Source organism: Clostridium oceanicum (assembly GCF_039521385.1).
Lineage (GTDB): Bacteria > Bacillota > Clostridia > Clostridiales > Clostridiaceae > Clostridium_F > Clostridium_F oceanicum.
On the sequence record NZ_BAAACG010000003.1, the window covers coordinates 131,466 to 145,711 of the forward strand.

At 27.4% G+C, this 14,246-nt stretch carries 9 protein-coding genes, 1 pseudogene and 1 other annotated feature; of the genes and pseudogenes, 3 read left to right on the forward strand and 7 right to left on the reverse strand.

The annotated features are described in order from the left end of the window. Positions 1-124 precede the first annotated feature (124 nt). From ftsH to ABDZ71_RS02305, 4 genes are all read right to left on the reverse strand, one after another. Complete coding sequence (gene ftsH / locus ABDZ71_RS02290) at positions 125-2,095, reverse strand: ATP-dependent zinc metalloprotease FtsH (protein WP_343758446.1); 1,971 nt, start codon at positions 2,093-2,095, stop codon at positions 125-127. A 207-nt stretch (positions 2,096-2,302) separates the two neighbouring features. Then, positions 2,303-3,694 carry a dipeptidase PepV gene (gene pepV, locus ABDZ71_RS02295; protein WP_343758448.1) on the reverse strand — a complete coding sequence of 464 codons (1,392 nt, stop codon included), beginning with the start codon at positions 3,692-3,694 and terminating at the stop codon, positions 2,303-2,305. 232 nt (positions 3,695-3,926) lie between these two features. Beyond that, the gene (gene proS / locus ABDZ71_RS02300; protein ID WP_343758450.1) at positions 3,927-5,369 is read right to left on the reverse strand and encodes a proline--tRNA ligase; all 1,443 of its coding nucleotides are present in this window, start codon (positions 5,367-5,369) and stop codon (positions 3,927-3,929) included. 63 nt (positions 5,370-5,432) lie between these two features. Beyond that, positions 5,433-5,663: a binding site (T-box leader), on the reverse strand. Positions 5,664-5,810: 147 nt separating this feature from the next. Next, on the reverse strand, positions 5,811-6,659 hold the full coding sequence (locus ABDZ71_RS02305; RefSeq protein WP_343758452.1) for a hypothetical protein: 849 nt from the start codon (positions 6,657-6,659) through the stop codon (positions 5,811-5,813). Between the two features lie 207 nt (positions 6,660-6,866). Between ABDZ71_RS02305 and ABDZ71_RS02310 the strand changes: the two genes are divergently transcribed. Beyond that, a complete protein-coding gene (locus tag ABDZ71_RS02310; protein WP_343758454.1) occupies positions 6,867-8,714 on the forward strand; it encodes a coiled-coil domain-containing protein in 1,848 nt (615 codons plus the stop codon). 141 nt (positions 8,715-8,855) lie between these two features. Here the strand turns inward: ABDZ71_RS02310 and ABDZ71_RS02315 are convergent, their stop codons facing one another. The 3 genes from ABDZ71_RS02315 to ABDZ71_RS02325 all read right to left on the reverse strand — a co-directional run bounded on the left by ABDZ71_RS02315 (position 8,856) and on the right by ABDZ71_RS02325 (position 11,105). Continuing rightward, the gene (locus ABDZ71_RS02315; protein WP_343758456.1) at positions 8,856-9,467 is read right to left on the reverse strand and encodes a hypothetical protein; all 612 of its coding nucleotides are present in this window, start codon (positions 9,465-9,467) and stop codon (positions 8,856-8,858) included. A 189-nt stretch (positions 9,468-9,656) separates the two neighbouring features. Next, positions 9,657-10,259, reverse strand: a complete 603-nt coding sequence (locus ABDZ71_RS02320) for a hypothetical protein (RefSeq protein ID WP_343758458.1) — start codon at positions 10,257-10,259, stop codon at positions 9,657-9,659. Between the two features lie 246 nt (positions 10,260-10,505). Further along, positions 10,506-11,105, reverse strand: a complete 600-nt coding sequence (locus ABDZ71_RS02325; protein WP_343758460.1) for a hypothetical protein — start codon at positions 11,103-11,105, stop codon at positions 10,506-10,508. Positions 11,106-11,475: 370 nt separating this feature from the next. Here ABDZ71_RS02325 and ABDZ71_RS19895 point away from each other — a divergent pair. Together ABDZ71_RS19895 and ABDZ71_RS02335 are read left to right on the forward strand one after the other, a co-directional pair. Next, positions 11,476-11,794 (forward strand): annotated as a pseudogene (locus ABDZ71_RS19895) (hypothetical protein); the annotation flags it as partial. 1,261 nt (positions 11,795-13,055) lie between these two features. Beyond that, a complete protein-coding gene (locus tag ABDZ71_RS02335) occupies positions 13,056-14,141 on the forward strand; it encodes a glycosyltransferase (RefSeq protein ID WP_343758463.1) in 1,086 nt (361 codons plus the stop codon). Positions 14,142-14,246: the final 105 nt, after the last annotated feature.

The window sequence follows — 14,246 nt, forward strand, 5'->3', positions numbered from 1 at the left end:
CATTTATTATAAGTTTTATTATTTACTATCATATAATATAAGTTTTTATTAATAGCTATTTAAATTATTACCACTTTTTTATTTAAATTACTATCTACAGCTGTATTATTGATAATTATCATATTTATTTTTTATCTAAATTATTTTTTTCTTCATTATTTTCTGCTTCACCTATACTATTTTCTTCTTTATTATCAAATTCTTTTTCTTCCTTAAAATCTTTTTCACAAATATCTTCTTTTTTAGAAATTTCCTCTTTACTACAATCTTCATCAATTTCTATATCTTCACCTTTTACCATAGCCATAAATTCATTTCCCATAAGTGTTTCTTTTTCTAAAAGTCTATTTGCTATTTTATTAAGTAAATCTTTATTCTCATCTAAAATACTTATTGCTTTGCCATGACACTTTTTAATTAATTTTAGTGTTTCTTCATCTATCATAGTTGAAGTTTCCTGGCTACAATTTTGAACTGGTCTTCCATCTAAATATTTGTTTTGAATAGACTCTAATGCCATCATATCAAATTTTTCAGTCATACCATAAATAGTAACCATACTTCTTGCAGTTTGAGTTGCCCTTTCTATATCATTTGAAGCTCCTGTAGATATAGAATTAAATTTTATCTCCTCTGCTGAACGTCCACCTAGCATAACTGTAATTTTATCTAACATTTCTTTCTTGTTAACTAAATATTTCTCTTCTGTAGGAAGCTGCATAGTATATCCTAAGGCTCCCATAGTTCTTGGAACTATAGTTATTTTGTGAACAGGATCTGTATTTGGTAAAAGAGCTGCTACAAGTGCATGACCAACTTCGTGAAATGCAACCTGCTTTTTCTCATCAGCAGACATTATTCTATCTTTTTTCTCTTTACCTGCAATAACAACTTCTACTGCATCTTCTAAATCTTCTTGTATAACTTCTTCTCTTCCATTTTTAACAGCTCTAAGGGCTGATTCATTTATAATATTAGCTAAATCAGATCCAACAGCTCCTGGAGTCCCTTTTGCAATAGCATTTAAATCTACTTTAGATGACATTGTAACTCCTTTAGCATGAACTTCAAGTATTTTTTCTCTTCCTTTTAAATCTGGTCTATCTACAATTACTCTTCTATCAAATCTTCCTGGTCTTAAAAGTGCTTTATCTAAAACTTCTGGTCTATTTGTAGCTGCAAGCATTACAACACCTTTAGAAGAATCAAATCCATCCATTTCTGCTAAGAGTTGATTTAAAGTTTGCTCTCTTTCATCGTTATTTCCCATACTACTATCTCTACTTTTTCCAATAGCATCTATTTCATCTATAAACACTATACAAGGAGCTTTTTGTTGAGCTTGCTCAAATAAATCTCTAACCCTAGATGCACCCATACCTACAAACATTTCTACAAAACTAGATCCAGATATAGAAAAGAAGGGTACATTAGCTTCTCCTGCTACTGCTTTTGCAAGTAAAGTTTTACCGGTTCCTGGAGGTCCTACTAAAAGAGCACCCTTTGGTAGTTTTGCACCTATCTTTGTAAATCTTTCAGGTTTATGCAAAAAATCTACTATTTCAAGCAAGGATTCTTTTGCTTCATCTTGCCCTGCTACATCTTTAAAAGTAACCCCTGTTTCATTCTCTGCATATATTTTAGCAGTATTTTTGCCAAAGGACATAACACCGCCGCCCATTTTTTTATCTAATTTACTAAATAATATTTTTCCTAAAAACATAAATATCATAAGTGGGAAAACCCAAGTTACTATAAAATTCTTTATCATTGAATTCTGTTGAGGTATACCACTATATTTTACATTTGCATCATTTAACCTCTTAATTAAATCTTGATCTGGAAGCGGTTCTGTATACATGATCTTTTTCTTTTCACCTTCAGCTAATTTAGGCTGTATAACTAACTTATCTCTAGTTATTTGAACTTCTTGTATTTTATTTTGATTTAGATATTTTATAAATTCACTATATTTTATATGCTCTGATTTTACATTTTGTATGTAATCATTAACCATAAAAATTATTATAGCAACGGCAATAGCATAATAAATAAAATACTTTATCTTATTTTTATTAAACTTATTGTTTTTCATATATCCTTCCTCCACATAATTTATAAGTAATTAATAATATAATCATATTTTAAACACATACTATATTTTATCATAGTTTCAACAAAATAAGTATGACAATAGTTTTTACAAATATAAAATATTATGTTAACATTTGTTAAAGTATTTAACTAAATAAAAGACCACCTTTTATTAATAAAAAGATAGTCTTCTATTAATTACACTATTTTATTTTGCCAATTCACATATAGCATGGGCATATATCTTAGAATTAAGGACTAACTCATCTATTTTTATATATTCATTAGGCTTATGAATTAAATCCGGTTCTCCTGGAAATATTGGTCCAAATGCAACAATATTCGGCATTCCTTTTGCATAAGTACCTCCACCTATAGCTAATAATTCTGCTTTTTTGCCTGTTTGCTCTCTATATACCTTTTGTAATGATTTTATTAATTTATGGTCTTTATTAAAATATAAAGGATTTTCAGTACTTGGGTTTTCTATTTCTATCCCTACATCTTCTATTTTTTTATTTAAAAGTTCTCTTACATAATCTAAAGTGTATGTAACAGGAAATCTAATATCAATTGCCATAGAAACTTTATCTTTATCCATAGATATACTTCCTACATTGAAACTTAAATCTCCTGATTCCTTATCAGATAGCTTTAATCCAAATGATTCTCCATTTGTTTCTTCTCCTATATTCTTATTAAAAAATCTTATAAAACTCAATATATCAGAATAACCTACTGGTAGTTCTCCTAAAAATTTAAAAAGATGTGTTATAGCATTTTCTCCTAATTCTGGAGTACTACCATGAGCTGCTTTACCTTTTGATTTAACTATTATTAATCCGTTTTTTTCTTCTAAACTCAAATCATATCCAGTTTTATCTCTAAAAAACTTTACAGATCTTTCTATAATATCATAATCAAAAGTTTTTATGCCTGCCTCACAATAATCACAAACTATATTAGGTCTATCTCCACCTTTTATATACTCTATAGTTGTGTCTCTTTTTCCTTTTACTTCTAATTTTTTAACAAGATTACATTGAAGTATTCCTTTTTCTGCAAATATTATAGGATATTCTGCATCAGGAGTAAATCCATAAATAGGTGGCTTTTCTTTTTCTAAATAATGTGGTAATTCATTTGATCCAGTTTCTTCATTTGTTCCAAATATTATTCTAACTCTTTTAGATAAAGGAATTTTAGCTTCTTTTATAGCTTTTAATCCATATAAAGCTGCTAAAGTTGGTCCTTTATCATCCATAGTTCCTCTTCCGTGAATTTTTCCATCATGTATTTCTCCAGCATAAGGATCATACTTCCAACCATCTCCTGTTGGAACTACATCTAAATGGCCTAATACTGCTACATAATCTTCTCCTTCACCATACTCTGCATATCCTATATATCCATCTAAATTTTTTGTTTTAAATCCCAAGTCTTTACATATATTTAAGGCCTTGTCCAATGCTTTGTATGGACCTTCTCCATAAGGTTTACCTTCTTTAGGTTCACCTTCAACACTTTTTATCTTTACTAATTCTTGAGTTGATTTTATCATGTCATCTTTTAAACTGTCTATAATATTGTTTATTTTCATGATGTCCCCTTCTTTCAAAATAATTATTACCCCTATGACTATTATAGTATTATCTATCTATATTTTACAATGAATGTATATGAAAATTTCAAATAAAAATACTATTCAATCAAAACAAAAATATATATTTCTATAAAAAATTTATAATTTCTTATAGAAATAAACCTCTCAAATAAATGAGAGGTTTATTTATTACATAACTATATGCTTTTACAATTTATATGAAAATAAATTAATATGCTTTACCCCAGTAAACAAGATGTTTAGCTTTTTTACCACAACACACACAAGTATCTTCATCTGAAACATTACCTTCTTCAAATGGTATACATCTTGAACTAGCTCCTGTCACTTCTTTTATTTTACTTTCACATTCTTCATCGCCGCACCACATAGCTTTTACAAAACCTGTTTTATTATCAACAGCATCTTTAAATTCATCCATATTCTTAGCTATACTAGTTTTTTCTTCCATTCTAGTTTTAGCTCTTTCATACATAGAATTATGTATGTCATCTAATAATTTTGGAATAGCAGTTTCTAATTGATCCATTGGAACTATTGTTTTTTCTCTAGTATCTCTTCTAACTAATACAACTTGATTTTTTTCTATATCTTTTGGTCCAACTTCTAAACGAATTGGTACACCTTTCATTTCATATTCATTAAATTTCCATCCTGGCATTTTGTCAGAATCGTCTAATTTAACTCTAGAAACTTTACTTACTAATTCTTTTAATTCATTAGCTTTTTCTAGTACTCCTTCTTTATGCTGAGCTATAGGAACAATAACTACTTGAATTGGTGCTATTCTTGGAGGAACTACAAGTCCACTGTCATCACCATGAACCATTATAATTGCACCAAGCATTCTTGTTGTAACACCCCAAGATGTTTGATGAACATATTGTAATTTGCCTTCTCTATCAGAATATTGCATTCCAAATCCTTTGGCAAAGTTAGTTCCTAAATAGTGAGATGTTCCTGTTTGTAGAGCTTTACCATCATGCATTAAACTTTCTATAGTATATGTATCTACACCACCTGCAAATTTTTCTGATTCTGTTTTCTTTCCTTTTATAACTGGAATAGCAAGCATGTTTTCTACATGATCTGCATATATATCTAACATTTGTCTAGTTTCTTTTCTTGCTTCTTCTTCTGTAGCATGAATTGTATGACCTTCTTGCCATAAAAATTCAGTTGTTCTTAAAAATGGTCTTGTTGTTTTTTCCCATCTAACAACAGAACACCATTGGTTATAAAGTTTAGGTAGATCTTTATAAGATTGAACTATTTTAGCATAATGTTCACAGAATAATGTTTCTGATGTAGGACGTACACATAACTTTTCTGTTAATTCTTCATCTCCACCATGAGTTACCCAAGCAACTTCTGGAGCAAATCCTTCTATATGTTCTTTTTCTTTATTTAGTAAACTTTCTGGTATAAATAATGGCATATACACATTTTCATGTCCAGTAGCTTTAAATTTTTCATCTAAATCCTTTTGTATTCTTTCCCACATTGCATAACCATAAGGACGAATTATCATACATCCTCTAACACTAGAATAATCTGTTAATTCTGCTTTTTTTACTATGTCTGTATACCACTGAGCAAAGTCTTGATCCATTGGAGTAATGTCTCTTACAAACTTCTTTTCTTTTCCCATATATATTCCTCCTAAAATATTTGATTATTATAAATTTAGATATAAAAAGACTCCGAATCCCTATACAGGGACCGAAGTCATGATATCGGCGGTACCACCCTTGTTAACATACATAAATCTCTTATACATATGTTCACTCTTTTTGATAACGGCAAAATATACCCGCTGTATCCTACTATAATTTCAGTACAGATCTCAAAGGCTGGTTTAAAACTTAGCTTTCAGGAATTTCTCATCTAACATCCTTTTCTGTAAAAAGCATACATCTCTACTATTCCTTTTCTTAGAATTACAATATTAATTTGTATTTTAGTTTAATTATTATGATAAGTTATCTTACTATTATTGTCAACACTTTAATAATAAAATATAGTATAAAAATTAAAAATACTTAGATTAATTAATAAGATAAATCCTTAAAAATATCTTTATATTTTAATTTTAGTTTATAGATGAATTGCTACTTACTATATTTTCTTCTTCAATAACTTCTTCATCATCAAATAAGTCCTTCATCTTTTGTGGTGGATAAAATTCTGGAATCTCTCTTTTCATAAATTCTTTACAAGGATCATCTGAACATTGACATTCTTCTGGAACTGGGCAATATCCATAAGCTGGAATTAATAATTGAACTATTATTTCACATTTAATTATTATAAACAAACCTAATGTAACACATAAAAATACTTTTTTGTCTGAATCTTTTCCATCATCTTTGCAACTGCAACCACAGCTACAACCACAACAATCTATTTTTGAAATATCAGTACTTAAACAATCACCTACTACTTCAAGTTTTATAAATTGTTGATCCATTTCTTCTTGTGCAGATTGACATTCTTTACCTATTATAGTTTTAGCTATAGCATCTGGACAATACAATTTTGGAACTGTTATAGTCTTATTTACTGAATAGTGTAATGTTCTTGGCTCTTTAACTTTTTTTACTTCTATTTCTACATCTACGTCAAAAGTAATTGTGTAATTAATAGTTACTTTTTTATATCCAGGTTTACATCCTGAAGAGGGACATTTAGTAACAGAATTAACAACTACTTTTAAATTTTTGCAGCATCCTACGCATCTAACCTCTGATGGATCTGTGATTCCTTCTATTTGCTTACATAACTGCTCACAATCATCTGATGGTTTTAAGCATTCTTTTTTTAAGCATTGGTCAAATACTTTAGGAACTTGAATGCAACATATCTCCTCTGGATCTGGTAAACATCCTTGTTTATTTACAAAACCTGGACGTGGAATAAAATCTTTTGAATTAATAGCCATATAAAATATCCTCCTTTTTCATATAGAAGAAACATTGTTTTATCTCAATATATAGTATGCATATAAAAAAATAAGTGTGATTAGTAAAGCTATATTTTATACATGTATATTTTAATTAAATATACTTAAATTTTAGTAATATATTTAATTAAAAAAGAATATATAAAACTTATCATTAATATAATTTTATAAAGGTAGGTGAGTATTTTGAAATCTAATAAATCATATATTTTTAAAAATATATATGGTACTATGTATGAATTCTACATTAATAAAGATAATGACTTAATGTGTAATAAATTTTCTGAGGAAACAAAAATACTAGAAAATGTTTCAAAATTCAATATAAATGTAACTTACTTAGGAATAATAGAAATAGTATGTATAACTCTTGATGGGTTTATTAAATACTGTAAACTTGATAAAAAATGGTCTACTCAAACTCTTTATAAATTAAAATCTGATAATAGTAGTATAGATGAAGTAACTTTATTTTCTAAAAAAAATAAACTTCATATATTCTTTATGTTCTATGAAAACAAATTAGACTCTTATGCAAATATTCTTCATTATGTATGGAATGGAGATAAGTTTAAAACAAACCTAGTATCAACTATAAATATTATTGATGGATTAAAAAAACATTATTATTTAGAAACAATAGATGAAACTATTAACATGTTTTACATAACAAAAGAAAAAGATTCTAATGTTATGAGTTCATGTAAATACTCAACAAAGGATTCTTGGACTAATCCTAAAAAATTATATAGACTAAATGGTAACAATATTAGTTTTTCTACTTTAGAAAAAAATAACGAATTTAATATTTTAAATTTATCAAATGAAAATAAAATATCTACATTAGAACATGTAAAAGTAGATAGTAAAAATAATATTAAAAATATACCCATTTACAAAACAAAGGGTACAATAGATACTGCCACATTTAATATATTCAACAATATACTATACTGTGTATGGTCAGAAAACAATCAATTAATGTATTCTTCCTTTAATAACATTAAATGGTCTTCTCCTTCAACTATAAATACTGAATCTTATAATGATATATATATGTATAGATATATATATGAAGAAAGTCCATTGGATGACTCTATAAAAGGGAAAAATGTATTTGCATCTATCTCTAATAATATTAATATTTTCTTACCTCAAAGGACTAAAACTTACAACAACAAAAACAATAAATGTGATGCAGAAGGAACAATAAGAAAACTACTTCAAGAAATATCAGAGAAAAAAACTATTAATTATGATCTCAAAAACAAATCTTTACTACTTACAGAAAAATTAAGAGAAAAAAATATTCGTGTTAACAATTTAAGTGAAAATATAAATAAAATATCTATACAAAAATCTAATATTGAAAATAAATACAAATCTACACTACAGCTAAATAATAAACTAAAAATACAAACTCAAGATTTTAAAGAAAGTATCAATAAAAAATCTGAAAAAATAGAATTATTAAAAATTAGACTTAAAGAAAAAATAGATGAAAGTAATAACTTAAAGGTAAAATTCAATGAAAAATCAGAAGAAATTAATTCTTTAAATAATAAATTTAATAATAAAACTAAAGAATTGAATGATATAATAACTGAACTAAAAAATAACACTAATGGAACAAATAAATCTTTGGAAAATAAATATAACATTCAAATAGAAAACATAAAAAAACAATTACAAGAAAAAGAAAACCAGTTTAAAACTTTACTTGAGAAAAATAAAAATCTCGAAAAAAGCATTGAAGATTTAAAATTAGAAAATAATAATATGGAGCAAAAACTAGAAGAATCTAAAAATAATATTCTTTTAGAATTAAAAAATAAATACGATATAGAATCCTCCAGTATAAAAAAACAACTTGATCAAAAAAAGAAAAGTTTTGACTATATAGCAGATTATACAAAACAATTAGAAAGTTCCTTAGAACAATTAAGATCAGAAAACTCTTTAATAAAAGAGCAACTTGAAAATTCTAAAAGTAAAAGTTTCATAGAAAGAATCTTAGGAAAACCTTATAAATAATCCTAAAAAACCCCTTGCATTAAATTTTATGCAAGGAGTTTTTTTATTATCTAAAAATATTTATATATTATATTTTAAAAATACATATAATCAACATAAAAAATTACTTAGTTAAACTTACTAATTTATTAAAATTTACATTTAAGGTTCAGTAATAGCTGTTATCTTACAATTAGAATATCCTATCAAGTCACCAAGATTGCTTGTCAATGCTATTCCTAATCCTACTTTTTCAAAAATATCCAATGTTGGTGGAACTCCACTCTCAAGACCTACATAGAAAAATTGTACTTGTTTACCCTGTGGGAAAGTTGATAATTTTTCCCTAGTAGGTCTTTCACAACAATCACATTCTCCACAAGTACATACTGCAGGTAATAAAGTAATAGCATTTGGATTTAATGATTGTCCTGGCTCATGTGCAACTACTCTTGAAATCTGACAGATTGGAATAGATCTAACTACTCCATTTATATCAGTACCTCCTATTATTCCATCTTCTAGTGTAGTTATATCTGGTTTTAAACCTGTTGCACTCTGACCACTAGTTAAAAATACAGTAAGTGTTCCTTGATCACTTAATATATCAAGTGCTTTCTTTAAAAAATCTTCCATAGGATCCACACAACAATCGCAAACATTTGTAGCAATATCTTTACAGCATCCACAACCACATATACATACATCACATTGATTACAATACAAATCTTCTAAACATCTTTGTAGTTTTCTTTTATCTCTATTACATAACATCTATTCTCAACATCCTTTCAAAATAAAGAGTGTAATTTCAAATTATTTCTTATCAATACATTATATGATTTATGTATATTAATTGTTATGTAATTATACATACTAATAAAAATTTCATAATAATAGGCTATTTAAAAATAATTTTTAAATAACCTACTGTTAAAAATTTTTATATTTTTATTATAAAAACTATCTTAATAAAGTACCTATCCTTAACATTTTACAAATTGAATAAGCATCAGGAGCACCGTCATTTAAATTTTCTCCTACTATTATTCCAAGACCAACTTTTCTAAGGGTTATTTCTTCTCCACTTGCAGAACTTTCAGGATCTTTTTCTCCTAAAAATTCTAATGCTATATTATTTCCTATTTGCTTACTTAACTGTTCTCTTAAAGGTCTTTCACAACAATCGCATTCTCCGCAAGTACATACTGGTGGTAACAGCTCAATTTGATCTATTGTACTTGTATTTCTCCATCTAACTCTTGATATATCACAAATTGATATAAATTGAATATTTAATAAATTTATAATACTGTCTTTTATTGATACTATATCTTGTACCATAAAAGAATCTTGACTTCCATTTGTAAAAGTTATTAATATTGTAGCTTGTTGCGGTAAAATATTTTGCAATTGTTTTATTAAATTTTCCATAGGATCTACACAGCAATCACAAACATTTGTAGCAACATCTTTACAACATCCACATACACCTATATCACACTTGTCACAGTATAAATCATTTAAACATTTTTGTAATTTCTTTTTATCTTTACAACATAACATATAATCTCAGCATCCTTTCAAAAAACATCTATATATTTAAATAAAGCTGTTTTATGTCACTATATTATATGAGTTATCCATATTAAATGTTATATCATTGTATATTTTAGTTTTAAATTCACAATCAATTATAATTAATAATAAAAAACTCTTTGATCTTTAAATTACAAAGAGTTTTTATTTTTATACACAAGTTATAATATCTTTAAATACATTATTATTTTTATATTTTAAAATACTCATAAATCACACTACAGTATCAACTTTTAATAATTTACAAATTGAATATACTTCTGGTTCTTTTCTATCTGTATCTTCTGCTAATAATATTCCAAATCCAGTTTTAATCAAAGTTGTTTTTCTAGAAATCTCAGAATCTTGTTGCCCTATATATTTTATAGATATATCAGTACCGGATGGTATTTTAGTCAAAATTTCTCTTAAAGGTCTTTCACAACAATCACATTCTCCACAAGTACATACTGGTGGTAATAATTTAATCTGATCTATTCCTTCTTCACCTGACCAAGCAATTCTTGAAATATTACAAATAGATATAAAATCAGTATTATTTACATTAATTATCCCATCATTTATTGATACTATATCAGCTATAACAACTTCAACTCCACTAGAATTTGTAAACCTTATGTCAAGCTGAGTATTACTAGGCAAAATATTTTTTAATTGTTGTAATATATCTTCCAAGGGTTTTACACAACAGTCACAAATATTGGTAGCAGCATCTTTACAACATACAAAATTACATATACATATATCACATTGCTTACAATAGAAATTTTCTAATTTATTCTGCAATATTTTTTTATCTTTACAAGATAACATATAATCTCAACATCCTTTCAAAAAAACATCTTCATATATTTAAATAAGACTATTTTATGTCACTATATTATATGATTTGTATATGTTAAATGCTATTTCACAATTACAATCTAATAATCATAAAATGATATTCTCATATTTTTAAAGATTTGCATAACATATATTAAGTCTAGAATATAGACTTAATTAATATGAAAATTATGTATAAAACTTAATAGAGGTGATTAATTTGAACTGTACACGTAAAAAAACAATAATATGTGTACCAGGTTGTGGTAAATGCACTTGTCCACCTGGACCTACTGGCCCTGCGGGTCCTACTGGTCCTCAAGGTGACCAGGGGGAACGTGGCCCTACTGGTGTAACAGGAATTAGAGGTATTACTGGTCCTACTGGCCCTACTGGTCCTACTGGTCCTACTGGTCCTACTGGCCCTACTGGCCCTACTGGTCCTACTGGCCCTACTGGTCCTACTGGCCCTACTGGCCCTACTGGTCCTACTGGCCCTACTGGCCCTACTGGTCCTACTGGCCCTACTGGTCCTACTGGCCCTACTGGTCCTACTGGTCCTACTGGCCCTACTGGTCCTACTGGCCCTACTGGTCCTACTGGCCCTACTGGTCCTACTGGCCCTACTGGTCCTACTGGCCCTACTGGTCCTACTGGCCCTACTGGCCCTACTGGTCCTACTGGTCCTACTGGCCCTACTGGCCCTACTGGTCCTACTGGCCCAGGAGTACTAAATAGTCCATTTTATGCTATTGGATCAGATGACCCAACAAGTTCAGGAGTACCTTTAGTTGTTGGTAACTGTATTCCATTTGATAGTATATCTATCCAAGATAGCAATATATATGCACCAATAGGAAATGATCAAGTTGAAATACTTGCGCCAGGAAATTATTTAATTCGTTTTTATCTTAAGTTTATCTCAACAGGTCAAGCTTTTGTAGCATTGGGATTAGATGTAGATGGAACCATCGTGCAATCTTTCGAAATAAACTCAACAAATGGTGGAGTTACACCAGTTGAAGGTGGAGTAATAAACGGTGATGTTATTATATGTGTCCCTGTTGTACCTGTAAGGATTTGTATTATTACTACTCGCGCCACTGGTCCTGGAATAGAAACATCTCCAACTGACTCTAATATTAACGAAGTTAATAGAACAGCATCAATTGTAAGGTTAACTGATGAGTGTGTAACGTAAGTTTTTAGGATTTTTCTAATTCTAAATTAATATAAACTCAAAAGTTTAAATTGATATAAGTACAAGATAAGGAAAAGTTAATAAGGAATGTAGTTTTAAATATATGGGAAATTAAATGTACTCTAAAACTACATTCTTTATTTTTCAATAGTTATTTCTAAAAAAAATTCTTAATTCATATATATTTAAATTAACTTTTAATATTTAAAAGATATATTTGATGTATATCTCATACAGCTTACAATTTTATTTATAAAAATAAAGCAATTAACCTTAAATTATTATATAGCAGGTGCTTTAATTTAAATTTCAAAAATAAAAAAACAATAATATGTGTAGCAAGTTGTGGTAAGTGTACTTATTCAGCTGATTCTACTGGATCTTTTGTAGATGTTATACTGCATCTGTACAACTAATAATAATAAGACCAACTGTCCCATAACTTTAAATTTAATAAGAAATGATAAATATAACTTTATTTATCATTTCTTTTTTTATAAAAATTAAATTTAAATTAAATAACTTTCATAATTTAAAACATTTATATACATATTTTAAATTAAATTTGTGACTAATCTAATTAATTTGCATACAGTATCTTAGAAAGTATATTTTTAGCCTATTAGTTATTAGTAAATTAATATACCTAATTTATAAAATTCATTAATACTATCCTAAAAATAATATATTACAAATATATATATTAACTTTCTTTTTAATATTTTATATGGAGTGATTTAATGATAACTATAAGTTTATGTATGATTGTAAAAGATGAAGAATTAACTTTAGAAAGATGTTTAAATTGTGCAAAAGATTTAGTAGATGAAATTATAATAGTAGATACAGGATCTAAAGATAAAACAGTAGAAATAGCTAAAAAATTTACAGATAAAGTTTATTACTTTGAATGGATACAAGACTTTGCAGCAGCAAGAAATTATTCTTTTAGTAAGGCTACTAAAGAATATATATTATGGTTAGATGCTGATGATATAATTTCAGAAGAAAGTCAAAAAAAATTCAAAACTTTAAAAAATATTTTAAATAATTCTACTGATTCAGTAACTATGCTATATAATTTAGGCATTAATGAAGATGGTGTTCCTGCTCTAAGCTATCGAAGAAATAGACTTGTTAAACGATTAAATAATTTTAGATGGTATGGTAGAGTTCATGATTATATATTAGTAGGTGGAAATATTATTAACAGTGATGTAGCTATAACTCATAAAAAAATAAAAGTCAATGAACCCAATAGAAATTTGAACATATATAAGAAAATGATAGAAGAAAATCACGAGTTCAATGCAAGAGAAGTTTTTTACTATGGTAATGAATTATATGATCATAAAATGTTTGATAAAGCTATAACACAATATACTAAATTATTAGATATGGATAGTGCTTGGTACGAAGATAAAATTTCTGCCTGTAACAAACTTGTTGAATATTACACATCTATAAAGAAACCATTAGAAGCACTTAAATATTGTTTTAGATCTTTTCTTTACGATAAACCCAGAGCAGAATTCGCTTTTAAAATAGGCAATTACTTTCATGATAAAAATAATTTGGAAATTGCAATATTTTGGTACCAACTAACTACCACCCTAAAAAAACCAGTTAATGGTTGGGGATTTTATAATGATGCTTATTGGACTTGGCTTCCTCATGTGCAACTTTGTGTATGCTATGATAAACAAGGTAAAAAAGACTTAGCATTTAAACATAATGAAAAAGCTCTAAGCTATTCTCCAAACAACAAAATCTTACTTCAGAATAAAAAATATTATGAAAACCTAGGTTTTAAATCTAAGTTTTAAAAACCAACTTTTCTAATTGTTATTTTAAGTTACTTAAGTATATAAATATATATTTTAGATAATATTATAAAATATAAGTTAATAAGGAATGTAGTTTTAAATATA

Coding starts and splice junctions, on each gene's coding strand:
- ABDZ71_RS02320 (WP_343758458.1), bottom strand. CDS start 10,259: ATGTTATGTTGTAAAGATAAAAAGAAATTACAAAAATGTTTAAATGAT.
- proS (WP_343758450.1), bottom strand. CDS start 5,369: ATGGGAAAAGAAAAGAAGTTTGTAAGAGACATTACTCCAATGGATCAA.
- pepV (WP_343758448.1), bottom strand. CDS start 3,694: ATGAAAATAAACAATATTATAGACAGTTTAAAAGATGACATGATAAAA.
- ABDZ71_RS02325 (WP_343758460.1), bottom strand. CDS start 11,105: ATGTTATCTTGTAAAGATAAAAAAATATTGCAGAATAAATTAGAAAAT.
- ABDZ71_RS02315 (WP_343758456.1), bottom strand. CDS start 9,467: ATGTTATGTAATAGAGATAAAAGAAAACTACAAAGATGTTTAGAAGAT.
- ftsH (WP_343758446.1), bottom strand. CDS start 2,095: ATGAAAAACAATAAGTTTAATAAAAATAAGATAAAGTATTTTATTTAT.
- ABDZ71_RS02335 (WP_343758463.1), top strand. CDS start 13,056: ATGATAACTATAAGTTTATGTATGATTGTAAAAGATGAAGAATTAACT.
- ABDZ71_RS02305 (WP_343758452.1), bottom strand. CDS start 6,659: ATGGCTATTAATTCAAAAGATTTTATTCCACGTCCAGGTTTTGTAAAT.